The sequence below is a fragment of the Pantoea sp. 18059 genome, assembly GCF_902706165.1.
Lineage (GTDB): Bacteria > Pseudomonadota > Gammaproteobacteria > Enterobacterales > Enterobacteriaceae > Pantoea > Pantoea agglomerans.
Genome location: NZ_CACSJS010000003.1, coordinates 371,140 through 385,776 on the forward strand (window position 1 = coordinate 371,140; position 14,637 = coordinate 385,776).

The following is a 14,637-nucleotide window of genomic DNA, read 5'->3' on the forward strand; positions in this document are numbered from 1 at the left end:
ACAATTGATCTACATTCACGCAGGAGGTTTTCATGTCAAACACCACCATGACTTTTACGTTAGGCGATCGTGAAGTTAACCGTATTGGCTACGGCGCAATGCAACTGGCCGGGCCGGGCGTGTTCGGCCCGGTAAAAGATGAAGCCCGGGCAATCCAGGTTTTGCGCGATGCTGTCGCGGCAGGCGTTAATCATATCGACACCAGCGACTTTTATGGCCCGCACGAAACCAACCAGCTGATTAAAAAGGCGCTCCATCCCTATCCGCAGGATCTCTGCATTGTCACCAAAGTGGGTGCCCGACGCGACGCCAAAGGCGGCTGGCTGGCGGCGATGGAGCCAGAGGCGCTGAAGCAGGCAGTTGAAGATAACCTGCGCAACCTGGGGCTGGATGTGATTGAAGTGGTGAACCTGCGCAGTATGTTGCATCCGGCCAGGCCGAAAGAAGGCTCTCTGAAGCCACAACTGGAGGCGCTGCTGGAGTTACAGGCGCGCGGACTGATTCGCCATATTGGCCTGAGTAACGTTACCGCCACGCAGATCGCAGAAGCTCAGGCGATGACGCCGATTGTCTGCGTGCAGAATATGTATAACCTGGCGCATCGACAGGATGATGAGCTGGTGAATCAGCTGGCGCAGCAGGGAATTGCGTATGTGCCGTTCTTCCCGCTGGGTGGCTTCTCTCCGTTGCAGTCGGATCAGCTTAATGAAGTGGCTGCATCCCTGAATGCCACGCCGATGCAGGTCGCACTTGCGTGGCTGCTGCGGCGATCGCCAAATATTCTGCTGATTCCAGGCACCTCTTCCCCGGAACATCTTAAAGAGAATCTTGCCAGCGACAGCCTGGAACTGTCGGATGATGTGATGGAAATGCTGAACGCTATTTAACATCAGGCCCGCACGATGCGGGCCTGATGCTGTACTGATTCAGAAACTGCTGAGACAGGCCGCAAGTTGCGGCTTGTCGCTACAACTGATGTGGTGATCGATTCGGTTAATCATATAAGGATAAAACGGGTTAGAGGTGGCGCGCATAATCGAGTCCAGCCCGACAATCAGCACCGCACTCTCGCCGCGCAGTGACAACGTCCCAAAACTGATACCAAACTCATTCTTCTGCGCGGGCGCGCTGCCATATAACCCATCCTCGGCCGGGAATGGAATCGCAACGTGCGACAGTGAGTAGAGACCCGCCGGATAGGCAATTGCCAGCGGCTGAATCCGTTCCTGCATCTCTCCCGCGGGAACGCTTTTCGTCACCATCTCCAGTGAGGTGGCGGAGGCATTGGTGATCACTGTGGATGAGTAATTCCGACGCGCCGCAGGCAACAGCTGATTAACCGCGGTATATGAGGAGTGGCGGAATAACGGACTGACGCTGACCGCCTGATTGATATCGAACAGCACCAGTTCGCTGCCGTTCACTGGCAGATAATTATAGAGCGAGCGGATGACCGAAGGCGTACTGACGGTGGAATCCATGACCGACTGAAAGGTTAGCACGGGCGGGAAACCGGAGAGCTGCTGATTACGCGCATATTGGAGGATCTCTTTCTGCAGCGCCTGCGTCAGCAAATAGGTCTGCCGGGCAGCGTGAACCGGAAAAGAGTTGTATTTAAACGGATTAAACTCCGGCACGATATTCAGCCAGGCCGTTTTCGAGAAGGCAGGGAAAACAGAGGGCAACCCGGCAACACCTGCGAACCGGGCAAAACGAGTCACACCGATCATCGCCGATAACAGAATCAACTGCTGCGGACGACGCAGCGTATGATCGCCCAGGCTGTCGAGCGCATATTTTACCGCCAGCGCCCCGCCGTTCGAGAAACCCACCAGATGCAGCGGCGTCTGCGTGCCCGCCAGCCGGGTCGCTTCCCGCACCGCCAGGCGTGTGGCGGCCATCCAGTCCTGCCAGTCAACATCGGTCAGACCCGCAGGCACCGTACCGTGACCCGGTAACCGTATCGCCACTGCCACATAACCCTGCTGACGGTAAGCCTCTGCCACATGCCGCAGACTGTAAGGACTGTCGGTCAGTCCATGTAACAGCACCACCGCACCGCGCGGCCTGCCCGTCGGTTGCAGAATATAGGAACGGTTCCAGTCCTGCGCGAAATGCCCCGGATAGATCATGCTGCCAGCATAGTATCGGTTGAGTGGCGTTTTATCTTCCGCATCCAGCCGGTTGCTGACCTGCTGCTTCATCTCGTCGAACAGATGATTTTCGGCCTTGAGGTAGTCGGCATAGGTCGCATTATCAAGCTGTTCCACTGTCAGTTCATGCGGGACCCAGGTGTGCCAGCGATGTAACTCCGGCCCGCGCTCCGCTTCATAGATTCGAATAATCAGTAGCAGCAGTAACAATACTCCAGACACAATCGCAAGACGCCAGAGCCTGCGGGTGACGGTTTTCCACCTCCGGGTCATAAATCCTTTCCTGAAAAATTAAAATGCATAGCGAAACCACGCGAACAGCACGTTGCCATTATTGTACGTGCCCGGAATATAGGTGAACTGTACATTCAGCGCCTTATAACCGGCAGAGAACAGCGGCAGAATAATCGGTAGCGGAATATAGTTACCAAAATCTTCGCGTGCAGTGATACCGGCGGTTAATCCCGCGCCAAGACGAAAGTCCTGATTCGAACCAGGATACCAGCCCTTCTCCCAGCCATAACCGACAATCGGCTGCCACTCATTGTGTGAGTCTTTGAAAGCCATTGCATAAAGCGCGCTCCAGTTGCCGCTGTCGCTGTAGCGGGAAATGCCCAGACCGCCTCCCCAGGGATTCTCGTTATAGTTATCGGTTTTTTCTTTGTCGTACATAAAGCGGGCGTGCCAGCTGATAAATGGCAGGTAGAGATCGGTATGCTGAGGCGCGTTCCAGGTCTGCGCAACATCGTCAGTGAATCCATTCCACCAGGAGGAGATTGGTGTGTTTTCAGCATGCAATGGCGCAGCAGTCAGCAATGCGGCAAAAACTGCCGTCGTGGTTGAAATTTTCATAGTGCGTACCGGTCAGCGTGCGGAGCAGATGAAAAATGAGTATAGCGCAGAGCCTGAGGCAATCTTTGTCAGCGGTCATGCTTCGCTTAACCGGGGATTTCTGAAGACAATAACGACAGTTCATTAAGTCAGTTTCTGGCGATTTCAGCCTGAAATCGCCAGAACTGTATGGAAATTAATCGAGGGAAAATTGCTGATTACAGTGAATGTTGTCTGATGGTACTTAGTGAGGATAAGGACGGGGAAATGCGGTGCAACGGTTAGTAAGAAGATAAGGAGGTAACAAGATAAGGCGATAAGGAGGTAAAACCGGATTCAGCCGGTGGGCTGAATCCGGTGGGACTCAGGAGGCTTCAGCCTCTTTTGGCTTTTCACCAAACTTCTCTTTCATGTGTGACTCAATCTCTTCCAGGCTTTTGCCCCGCGTCTCTGGCACCATCGCCATCACGAAGATCAGCGACCCGACATTAATCGCGGCAAAGATAAAGAAGGTGGTGCTGCCGGCATATTCCATTATCGGTGGAAAACCAAAGGCGACTATCGCGTTAAAGATCCACTGTAGTGAGACAGCGCCGCCGGTTAATACGCCACGCAGCTGCATCGGGAACAGCTCCGACATCATCAGCCAGTAGACCGGGGAGATGCACATCTGCATGCAGAACAGGAACAGCAGAATACAGGCCAGGGCGAGGTAGCTCTGCATCAGGCTGGGAGCGATAAAGGTCATCACGCTGCCCAGCATAATCTGCGAAGCGACCACCAGACACAGGCCGGTAATCAGCATCGTCCGGCGCGGGAAGCGACTAACCGCCCAGATACCGACAATCGCCGCCACCACTGAGACCACGCCGTTACCGATGGTCGCGGCAATCGAGGCGCTGGTGCCAAGTCCGGTCTGTTTAAGGATGATCGGGGTGTAATACATAAAACCATTTACCCCGGTGAACTGGGCGACAAAGCCCAGCCCGACGCCGATAACCATCAGGCGAATCACCCACTTCTCACGGATCAGGGTTTTCGCATCCGGCCCACGTTCCGCCGCCCTCGCCTGCTTCTTCATCTGCGCCATCTCATGGCGCACTTCACGCGGCGTTTCACGCAGATACTTCAGGATCTTTTTAGCCTCTTTCAGACGCCCTTCCGCGACCAGCCAGTGTGGAGAGGCGGGAACGAAGAACGTGCCGATAAACAGCAAAAGACCCGGCACCATGGCAATTGCCAGCATGTAGCGCCACAGGTGCTCATCATGCAGCAGATAGCTCAGCAGCGTACTGGCAACATAAGCAATGAGCTGTCCGGTAACGATCATCAGCTCATTGCGGCTGACCAGCGGCGCACGCAGGCGCGGTCCGGCAATTTCGGCGATAAACACCGGCACGGTAGAGGAACCGCCGCCGACCGCAATCCCCAGCAGGAAGCGCATTGCCACCATGACGTTGACAGAAGGCGCCAGCGCTGTTCCCAGTGAACCCAGCACAAAAATAACCGCCAGGCTGCGTAAGGTAATACGCCGGCCAAACCGGTCAGAGAAGAAACCACTCAGGAAAGAGCCGATTGCGGCACCGAACACCAGCGAAGAGGCTACCAGCCCTTCAGTGAATGAGTTCAGTCCAAGTCCACCCTGATCGGGTGGTGAGGTCATGTAGGGTAACGCACCCGAGATAATCCCGGTGTCATAACCAAAAGCCAGCGCGCCCATAGTGGCAACCAGTACCACTAAAAAAATGCGCTGGCGTACCGTATCCGCAGGCGCGTGATCGCCCGCTTCACCAGAGTCTGGTGTATTCGTACTCATAATATCCCTGCCATTAATAAGTTAAACATCCGTTTGATTAAATTTCATACGGAATAGAAATGGAACATATTTACCGAGTGGGTAAAGAAGTGTAGACGGTATTTAAAAGTTAGCTTTAGCAATGCGATTTTTATAACAGGGATAGTTAACCGGATAAATAAACCGGCGCAATAATGACGACGTGAAAGTTATTTTAACATTAGGTTAACACTTTCAGTTCCTGCTGGATCCAGCTCAGGAAATGCGCGACGCGGGGAAACTGGGCAAATCCACGCGGGAAGACCAGATGATGGGCGCTGACGGGCAGACTCTCCTGTTCGGACAAGACTCTGACCAGTTTTCCACTGCGCAGATAATCCTCCGCCAGCAATTCACTTTCAAATATAAGACCGTGGCCTAACATCGCCGCCTCAAGACTCATATAAGAGCGATCAAAGCGAAATAACCACTCTTTATCTGGCTGAGGTAATTGCTGAGAAGCAAACCACTGCGGCCACTGAATAAGCGGCGACTCCGATAATATCAGCGCATGATGAATTAAATCAGCGGCCTGATTAACAGGATGCTTTTTCAGATACTCAGGCGAGGCCAGCACCGACATTCTTTCGTGGCGGATCGTTTTAATCTCGAATGAGTTCCAGTCCGGGAATCCATGGCGTATCGCAATATCAATATTGTCGCGGCTGAAAGATAAATTCTCGTAAGAGCAGGAGAGCGTGAGCTGAAACTCGGGATAGCTGTCGCGAAATTTATGGATGCGCGGCAACAGCCACAGCAGACCGAAACTGGGCGCGCAGTGGATCCTGAGGTTGCTGCGGGCTTTCTCGTTACTGATGCGTGCAGTCGCCTGCGTCAGACTCAGCAGTATCGGACCAATCTCCCTGAGGTAGTGCTCACCCGACAGCGTCAGCACTACGCCCTTTGCCGAACGATTAAACAGAATACAGCCCAATTCACGCTCCAGTTTTGCCAGCTGATGACTGGCCGCCGAAGGCGTAATACTTAATTCCTCGGCCGCACGCGCGACATTACCAAAATGGGCCACCTGCTCAAAAACCCGCAGTGATTTAATCGAAGGTAAGTGATCAGACTGCTTTTCCATCCGCCTCTCCACACTGGAATTTTGTGATGTGTGCCCATTTTTAAATCGCAGAATTGTTAACTGCATCAAACCAACAAATTCATTCAGCATCAAATGAATTTTTTTGCATTGCCAATATTAGCCGCTTTATCAATTCTGATCGTGACCCTGCCGGTAGCGATACCGAACCACTAATAATTATTTTTCTGGAGTGGACAATGTTACTCGAAAATAAAGTTGCGATTATTACAGGTGCCGCCTCTCAGCGCGGCATTGGCCGGGCAACAGCCGCCTGTTTTGCTCAGCATGGTGCGCGCGTGGTAGTGCTCGATTTAGATCTGCAGGCCGCCCAGGCCAGCGCACAGTCTTGTGGTGAGGGGCATCTCGGCCTGGCCACCGATGTGACCGATCCCCTCTCTGTTCGTCGTGCCATCGACCAGGTCCTTGAGCACTTCGGCCGTATTGATGTGCTGGTCAACAATGCAGGTATTACTCAGCCGGTTAAAACACTGGAAATCGGCATCGAGGATTACAACCGTATTCTTGATGTCAATCTGCGCGGCACGCTGCTGATGTCTCAGGCGGTGATCCCCACCATGCAGCAGCAGAAAGGCGGCAGCATCATCTGCCTGTCCTCGGTCTCAGCACAGCGCGGCGGCGGGATTTTCGGTGGCCCGCACTACAGTGCCGCTAAAGCGGGCGTTCTGGGCCTGACTAAAGCGATGGCGCGCGAATTTGGCCCTGACCAGATACGCATTAATGCCCTGACGCCCGGTCTGATCCAGACGGACATCACTGGTGGCCTGTTACAGGATGAACGCCGCCACGCCATTCTCGACGGAATTCCGCTCGGACGCCTTGGGTCCGCCAGTGACGTCGCCAACGCTGCGCTGTTTCTCGCCAGCGATCTCTCCGGTTATCTCACCGGCATCACGCTGGATGTGAACGGCGGCATGCTGATCCATTAAATAGCGCCCTTCCCTGCCCGCACGCCTGGCGGGCTAACCTCGGGAGTGAACACCATGACCACGCTTAATCTGAGCGCAGCCTCTGCTGCGCGCGATATCACCTATCGCAAAATTGCCTGGCGCCTGATGCCCTGGCTGATGCTCTGTTATCTCTGCGCCTATCTTGATCGCGTCAATGTGGGCTTCGCTAAATTACAGATGATGGATGATTTGTCTCTCAGCGAAACCGTGTATGGACTGGGTGCCGGGATCTTTTTTATCGGCTACTTCTTCTTTGAGGTGCCGAGTAACCTGATCCTGCACCGTGTCGGCGCACGCCGCTGGATTGCCCGCATTATGATCACATGGGGAATCATCTCAGCCCTGTTCGCCTTTGTAGAAACCGCATGGCAGTTCTACCTGCTGCGCTTTCTGCTCGGCGTCGCCGAGGCCGGTCTTGCGCCAGGTTTACTGCTCTACCTGACCTACTGGTTTCCATCACACCGTCGCGCACGTATGACCGTGCTCTGGTTTGTCGCCATTCCACTCTCAGGGATGATTGGCGGCCCGCTCTCAGGCTGGATTATGGCGACCTTTGCAGGCTTTCACGGATGGGCAGGCTGGCAGTGGATGTTTATGCTGGAAGCTATCCCCACCCTTGTTATGGGATTAGTGGTACTGCTGGTTCTGAAGGATCGTGTTGAACAGGCAGATTGGCTGGACGAAGATGAGAAACGCCGGGTGCGTGCCGATCTGGATGAAGATAATCAGCAGAAAGCCTGTCATGGCACGGTAAAAGCCTTTGTCGCCGACCGTCGTCTGTGGCTGCTGGCGCTGATCTACTTCTGTGTGGTGATGGGTCAGTACGCCCTGACGTTCTGGTTACCGACGCTGGTGAGAAACTCAGGCGTCAGTGAACCGCTGCATATTGGGCTGCTGACCAGTCTGCCTTACCTCTGCGCCATTATCTTTATGCTGCTGGCCGGGCGCAGTGGCGATCGCTATCGTGAACGCCGCTGGCATCTGATTGTTCCAATGCTGATCGGACTCACCGGACTGACGCTGGCAACTCTGCTGAGCCATAGCGTTTCCCTGTCACTGCTCTCCCTTTGTATTGCCGCTGCGGGCATTCTTTCCGCCTCATCGCTGTTCTGGATGTTGCCGACCAATCTGTTAGGTGGCGTCTCTGCCGCCGCAGGCATCGCCGCCGTGAACTGCATTGCTAATCTGGCCGGTTTTTTCTCACCGTGGCTGATAGGCACCATCACCACCGCAACCGGTACGCCCGCTTCCGGAATGTACTTTATTGCTGCCGTCCTGCTGGGTGGCGCGCTATGCGTGCTGCGCATCCGGGCAGCGGACGTTAATCGTTAATCAGGAGGTAATATGACTGACTCTCGTCACGCTTCACACGTGCTCTCATTACAGCAACGAGCCACCAATATTCGCCGCCATGCCTTATTAATGGGGCAGATTCAGGGGCAGGGATATATCGGTCAGGCGCTGGGTGCCGCCGATTTGCTTGCTGTCAGCTATTTCCACGCCATGAATTACCGGCCGGATCAACCTGAGTGGGAAGACCGCGATCGCTTCTATCTGTCGATTGGCCATTACGCTATCGCCCTTTACGCCGCCTTGCTGGAAGCAGGCGTGATACCTGAAGAAGAAAGGGAAACTTATGGGACTGATGAGAGCCGCTTGCCGATGTCCGGCATGGCTGCCTATACCCCAGGCATGGAAATTACCGGCGGTTCACTGGGTCATGGCTTAGGTATTGCTGTGGGTGCCTGTCTGGGGCTGAAACAGAAAGGCTCGCAGGCACGAGTCTATAACCTGCTTTCAGATGGTGAACTGAATGAAGGCTCTACCTGGGAAGCGGCAATGTCCGCCTCACACTGGCAACTTGATAACCTGATCGCCCTTATCGACGTCAACAATCAGCAGGCTGACGGCCATAGCAGTGAGATTCTCGCTTTTGAACCCATTGTGGATCGCTGGCAGGCTTTTGGCTGGTACACCCAGCGGGTTGATGGCAACGATATCTCTGCTTTGCAGGCCGCCTTTGATGCGGCTCGCAGCTGGCCCGAACCCCAGCCGCGCGTCATCATTTGCGATACCCGAATGGGCAAAGGGGTGCCGTTTCTGGAAAGTCGTGAGAAAACCCACTTTATTCGGGTCGATGCCAATGAGTGGGACAAAGCCCTGACTGCACTTGAGCAAGGAGTCTGAGATGAGTTCACAACCGCAAAAAAAACGTCTGACCACATCCGCCATGATCGCCTCGATCGCCGCTGAAGGCCAGCCCACGGTTTCAGCTCCTTTTGGACATGCCCTGGTCTCTCTGGCAGAGCAGCGCTCAGATGTGGTCGGGCTGACGGCTGATTTAAGTAAATACACCGATCTGCACCTGTTCGCAGAGGCTTTTCCGAAACGTTTTTATCAGATGGGCATGGCGGAACAGTTACTGATGAGCGCCGCAGCGGGCATGGCGCGTGAAGGCTTTATGCCTTTTGTCACCACGTATGCCGTCTTTGCTTCCCGCCGCGCTTATGATTTTATCTGCATGGCCATCGCCGAAGAGAATCTGAACGTTAAAATCGCCTGCGCACTGCCGGGCCTGACCACCGGTTATGGTCCGAGTCATCAGGCGACTGATGACCTGGCAATCTTCCGTGGCATGCCGAACCTGACTATCATCGATCCCTGCGATGCACTGGAGATTAGCCAGGTGATACCGGCTATCGCTGAACATCAGGGTCCGGTCTATTTGCGCCTGCTGCGCGGTAAGGTTCCGCTGGTGCTGGATAAATATGACTATCGCTATCAGCACGGTAAGGCTCAGCGCCTGCGCGGCGGTAAGCATGCCGTTATTATCAGCAGCGGATTGATGACCATGCGGGCGCTTGAGGCCGCTGAAGCGCTGGAGAAGCAGGGGATTGAGGTCGGTGTGGTTCACTCACCCATGATTAAGCCTCTGGATGAAGAGACCATCCTGCGTGAGGCGGGAGTAGCACTGCATCATAACCAGCTGGTTATCACCGCTGAAAATCATTCGATAACCGGTGGCTTAGGCGAAGCTATTGCCGGCCTGTTAATGCGAAACCATGTGACACCGCGCTTTAAACAGATTGCGCTGCCGGATGCTTTCCTTGCAGCAGGCGCACTACCGACGCTGCATGACCGTTATGGCATCTCAACGTATGCCATGGTTAAGCAAATAACCGCCTGGCTTGAAGCCTGATTCATATCAAAACCGGGCCTGGCCCGGTTTTCTTCTGCATAGGTTCGGTACTGCCGTGGAAGATCATCATTGCATTACGTCACTTCACATCGGTCTGATTACTGATTGCAGTGGTCAGCACTCTCTGCGCATCAGCAACTACGCTGTATGCCGATAACAGCCACTGATAACACGGTTCAATGCCATACAGACGTTATTTCTCGCAATTCACTGTAAACAGCAGTGCAGTGAGCCATCGCCTTTTATCAGGTAGGCCGATAGGAGCTCTTCGACCGTAAGCTGTCGATTTCATCTGCTTTACCTAACACAGTGAATCTGGTGCCATGCAACTACCTTTCCGTCATGAGCAGACTGTGACAATCTTTTCGCGCTGATCAGGTTTTAATTGAGTTCCCTGCCAAAGCTGCATCTTGTATCGCATCTCTTCAAAAAAAATTTTATCGCGCAGAAAAAGTTATCCACTTTTTCTGTGGATAAGTGAGGGATAGTTTCTGAGTATCTTTTTTCACTCTCTGTTCAGGACTTTACTGCTCTTAAGATACGCCTCTTTTCTGATCTTATCCGTTCGCCCTCAGACCTGAAAGGAGGGAGCGTTTAACTGCAGGCATGGCGATTTCAGGCTGAAATTTTTTAATCTTTTATACTAAAAACAAACAGTTAATTACGAAATATCGCTGGCGGGCTAATGTTTGGAGAAAGGCTAAGCAGAGGAATTAGCGGAGTGTGTGAAGCCGGTACGCTGTGACTGAGGTTTAGTAAAGTTGATTGGTCACTAATGAACCAGCCCCGGGAAATCATTACTTGCAATATTCTGACCGTCGGATGCGCGCTGACGGCGATGAGATTCATCAACGATAGCATCAGACGAAAAACGTTATCTCTGTTTATAGTGACCTGTGCGGTTTGGAAGGGGCCTGGGTATCTGGCGAAAGAGTTCAGCGAAGTGGCGATTTCATGCAGTTTTTCAGCAAGAGATAATAAAGCAATTTATTATATTTCAATATCTTAAGCAGGAATTCACACTTAAAAATCTGGCGATTTCAGCCTGAAATTTGGGTGTCCGCCATCTCTTTTAACGACGACTCGCTACAAAAATCGAAAAAAAAGCCAGCGTTTATCGCTGGCTGATTTGAGTGCATATACGTTAACGGTTGAGATATTTTTTCAGGGTCTCCGCAATAACTTTATCCAGCTCTTCCTGCAACTCTTTCGACTGCCGGTTAAATTCATAACTGAACATCCGTCCGCGTACCTTTTTTCGGGCGAACCGATCTTTATCAGCAAAAGACCAGAGCGCAGTCGCCTGGGTTTTATCTTTCTCCGGTTCTTTGATCAGAGTCTGGCTGCCCTGTCGAATCAGACGCAGAATATGATTTTTAAGCTCGTCCTCGGCCAGACCTTCACGGGCACAGACCACATCAATTTCCCTGGAAATGGATTTGATCAGAGCTTCAACGCTTTGCCCGGACTCACTCAACTTGTCAGCAGCCTGTAACAACGCTTTATAGTCGGGATAGGTCAGCTCAGCGTGATTAGGAAAAAGTGAAATCAAATCTGATGGAACGCTGGCGGCCTGCAGGGCACGCGTCACTTTCGCCTGGGACAAACCCTGATTTTCAGCAATCTCCTTCTGCGACAAACCGCCATCTTTAAGTGTTAACAGACGCATACCCACTTCGCGCAGATTGTGTTCCCGTGCCGTCTGAATATCCTGCGCCAGTCGGCGGGCTTCATCAGCGGTGATGGCCGCGTCAGTGATCAGCACGTCCAGGCCGGTTTTGCAGTAGAGTGCGGCTGCACGACGACGTGAGCCATCCAGGATTTCGATGCGGTCATCGCGCATCACGCCAATAGCGGGAAAGAACTGCTGCAGCTTAATGGTCCGGATAATGTCGCGCAGCGAATCAGGTGTCAGGCCTGCCTGATCGCGACCGTTGGTTTCCATTGTGACGAACGTTTTGCTTTCAACGTCGCTGGCGGCAATGCGTTCAAAGCGAAACAGGGCGCGCTTGCCCGTTGCCAGAACGAATGTCTGGTTGTGCTGGCTGTCTGGCGTGTCATTTTCCAGTGGAGTCTGGCTGAAGGTTCTGCCAATCGTAATTCTTTTTGCGCTCATACAAACCTCAGTTCAGGCGAATAAATTCGATACGGTCGAAGACGGCTTTAGCAAAGTCTTCTGCGGCGGATCGTGCATTCTTCAACGCTTCGCTGCTGCCGACGTAGGTCGAAGGATTGGCGGAGATAACCGTATCAAAGGATTCGCCACAACGTTCGAAACCATCAAGGCGGGGAAGGGCAGCATCAAGCATGTCGCCACCAAAAATCTCTTTTGCCAGGCTATGACAGAGTTTGTGGTCTGCTTTATTGGAGAGCTTCGACATGAAGCCAATATTACCCTGCAGCCGACAGGTCGCGCCGGAGTCTTCGATAATCGCAATCAGTTCCGGAAGACGAGTCAGGTATTTCAGTGTCGAGTGAAAGTCTACCTGAGCCGGTGGCACCGGAGTCATCAGAAGATCTGACGCTGCAATCGCATTCTTCAGGAAGGCATCAAGATGCGGGCCGCTGTCGATAAAGATAAAGTCATAATCTTTTTTCAGTTTGGCAATAACGTTGTCATACAACACGGCGTGAACGTTCTGTTGCGGAAGATGCTCAGCACAAAGCTGATCCCAGCTTGAGGCGATAAAGGCGTCATCAATCGATGCTGGCAGCACATCCACACCCGGAATGATCGACGGAACGATAAACTCGTTGACCAGCTCATCTCGTGAGACATTCTGCAGCATTGCCTGCGCCGCAGTCGCTTCCACCAGCCCGACGGAGCGCTCGTGGTTCAGAAACATGGTTGCTGAGGACTGCGGATCAAGGTCGATAACCAGGATGCGCAAATCTTCAAAAAGCAGATGGGGATGTGCGCGCAACGCATGTGCCAGCGAGACGGTTGAAACCGTTTTGGAGACACCGCCCTTCAGATTACCGACAAACAGGGTGTAAGCGTCACTATGGCGATCGCGATACTTCGGCACGCCACGATGATGATAGATATCGATAATATTCTGAATCGACATAGCATATTTAACGGAAGAACCGGCCGCACGTTTATCAAATTGATAACCGCTTTCTTCCATCTCATTGACTGCGTAATCCACACTGGCTCGGGTCAGTTTGGGCAACTTTGCCAGCGCCGCTTTGGCATAGACCTGATAGTAGGTATTTTCATGCAGTTCCTGCTTTTGCGCCTGAATTTGCTCGGTGAGGCTTAGCAGCATGCGTTCTGAACGCTGCGCAACCTTCATCACCTGCTTGTCATCATTAGCCATAGTTGCTCCAAACATGTAGGATTTATGACTTTATACAGAAATCCTGCACGTGAGGCAATAAATTATCTTCTCAACATAATCTCCGTTTTTATGTAACCACACAGGTTTTGGTGAGCTTCATCACATTATTTCGTCTGGCCGAATATACTTTTGCAGGTTAATTGCGGTTAGCATTCACTGTAATCAGTAGAACATTCACTGTAGTGAGCAAACAGGTTTAAAAAATCATCAGACAAACCGGGTACAGTGAGCAGGAAAGGGGAGACCTCAGGAGACAGCCCTGGAGAGATCAAACGTTCACTGTAGTCAGTAAAGCTTGTGTCTCATTCGGTGACTTATGGAGCAGGCGAAAGCGCGATGGATACATTCATAAACGGATTTTCAGGCAGTAATTGCAGGTTGGTGTACTGATCTTTGCCACTGCATCACTCCAACATTCACTATAGTCAGTAGCGTTTTGCGTTGTCAGCTCAGTAAAGAGCGACGTTCACTGTAATCAGTAAACTTGCCGATCAGGAGCCAGAAGAGGGAGCAGGGCAGAGTAAACGTTCACTGTAGTCAGTAAGGATGGGTTGAAAAATCTTCAGCGGATGATAAAAGCATCGGAATCTGGAGAGGGAATATACACCGGCAACGTCACAACCGACTCTGGTCTGCGATACAGAAGCGTAAAGCCCATAAACGTTCACTGTAATCAGTAAATCCAGAAAGCAGTAAACATTCACTATAGTCAGTAACATCACAAACAGAAGAGGGATTAGAAGGAGAACAACCGCGCAAACATTCACTGTAGTCAGTAGTTCCTGGTTAGCAGTAAGTAGACAGAAGCGATTCTGTTCTGCATCAGCGCGTGCCGACGGGGTCGTAATATGAGTCAGTAGATAGCAGTAAGAAGACAGAGGCGATTCTGTTCTGCATCAGAGTGTGCCGACGTGGTCGTGAAAGACTCAGGCCATGCGAGCAACGTCTTCTTCTGTCGCCCTTCAGCCAGTCATGCACCAGCCCCGTATCGCATACATCAGCAATGCCGTCAGCAGGTTCACTTTAACGTTCACTGTAATCAGTAGAATGCACGATGCCTTCAGGTACACCGCAGCAAACATTCACTGTAATCAGCAGAACGTTCACTGTAATCAGTACAAGATTAGCATCTCGCCATGGCAGTTATGACTCGCTTCAGACCGGACATCTGGCAACAACGTTCACTGTAATCAGTAGCGATTCGGAAAGCCGTTAAAGAGATTC

At 52.4% G+C, this 14,637-nt stretch carries 11 protein-coding genes; 5 read left to right on the forward strand and 6 right to left on the reverse strand.

All coding sequences use genetic code 11. From position 1 onward, the window contains the following. The first annotated feature begins 32 nt into the window (after window positions 1-32). Complete coding sequence (locus GVJ63_RS11230) at window positions 33-887, forward strand: aldo/keto reductase family oxidoreductase (protein ID WP_159226863.1); 855 nt, start codon at window positions 33-35, stop codon at window positions 885-887. Window positions 888-926: 39 nt separating this feature from the next. Here the strand turns inward: GVJ63_RS11230 and GVJ63_RS11235 are convergent, their stop codons facing one another. The 4 genes from GVJ63_RS11235 to GVJ63_RS11250 form a co-directional block, all read right to left on the reverse strand. After that, a complete protein-coding gene (locus GVJ63_RS11235) occupies window positions 927-2,426 on the reverse strand; it encodes an alpha/beta fold hydrolase (protein ID WP_159226864.1) in 1,500 nt (499 codons plus the stop codon). A gap of 18 nt (window positions 2,427-2,444) precedes the next feature. Then, complete coding sequence (gene pagP, locus GVJ63_RS11240; RefSeq protein WP_010246837.1) at window positions 2,445-3,005, reverse strand: lipid IV(A) palmitoyltransferase PagP; 561 nt, start codon at window positions 3,003-3,005, stop codon at window positions 2,445-2,447. A 343-nt stretch (window positions 3,006-3,348) separates the two neighbouring features. After that, complete coding sequence (locus GVJ63_RS11245; protein WP_022624569.1) at window positions 3,349-4,800, reverse strand: sugar porter family MFS transporter; 1,452 nt, start codon at window positions 4,798-4,800, stop codon at window positions 3,349-3,351. Between the two features lie 199 nt (window positions 4,801-4,999). Further along, a complete protein-coding gene (locus GVJ63_RS11250; RefSeq protein ID WP_010246833.1) occupies window positions 5,000-5,902 on the reverse strand; it encodes a LysR substrate-binding domain-containing protein in 903 nt (300 codons plus the stop codon). Window positions 5,903-6,099: 197 nt separating this feature from the next. Between GVJ63_RS11250 and GVJ63_RS11255 the strand changes: the two genes are divergently transcribed. Genes GVJ63_RS11255 through GVJ63_RS11270 form a run of 4 tightly spaced genes read left to right on the forward strand, consistent with a single transcriptional unit; the run spans window position 6,100 to window position 10,069 of the window. Then, the gene (locus GVJ63_RS11255) at window positions 6,100-6,849 is read left to right on the forward strand and encodes an SDR family NAD(P)-dependent oxidoreductase (protein ID WP_022624571.1); all 750 of its coding nucleotides are present in this window, start codon (window positions 6,100-6,102) and stop codon (window positions 6,847-6,849) included. A gap of 54 nt (window positions 6,850-6,903) precedes the next feature. Next, complete coding sequence (locus GVJ63_RS11260) at window positions 6,904-8,202, forward strand: MFS transporter (protein WP_010246829.1); 1,299 nt, start codon at window positions 6,904-6,906, stop codon at window positions 8,200-8,202. A 12-nt stretch (window positions 8,203-8,214) separates the two neighbouring features. Next, window positions 8,215-9,057, forward strand: a complete 843-nt coding sequence (locus GVJ63_RS11265; protein WP_060679379.1) for a transketolase — start codon at window positions 8,215-8,217, stop codon at window positions 9,055-9,057. A gap of 1 nt (window position 9,058) precedes the next feature. Continuing rightward, window positions 9,059-10,069: a transketolase family protein gene (locus tag GVJ63_RS11270; protein ID WP_159226865.1), complete on the forward strand. Its 1,011-nt coding sequence runs from the start codon at window positions 9,059-9,061 to the stop codon at window positions 10,067-10,069. 1,144 nt (window positions 10,070-11,213) lie between these two features. Here GVJ63_RS11270 and GVJ63_RS11275 read toward each other — a convergent pair. Next, the gene (locus GVJ63_RS11275) at window positions 11,214-12,185 is read right to left on the reverse strand and encodes a ParB family protein (RefSeq protein ID WP_010246824.1); all 972 of its coding nucleotides are present in this window, start codon (window positions 12,183-12,185) and stop codon (window positions 11,214-11,216) included. A 7-nt stretch (window positions 12,186-12,192) separates the two neighbouring features. Then, entirely contained in the window at window positions 12,193-13,392 is a 1,200-nt protein-coding gene (locus GVJ63_RS11280; protein WP_010246822.1) for an AAA family ATPase, read from the reverse strand. Window positions 13,393-14,637 lie beyond the last annotated feature (1,245 nt).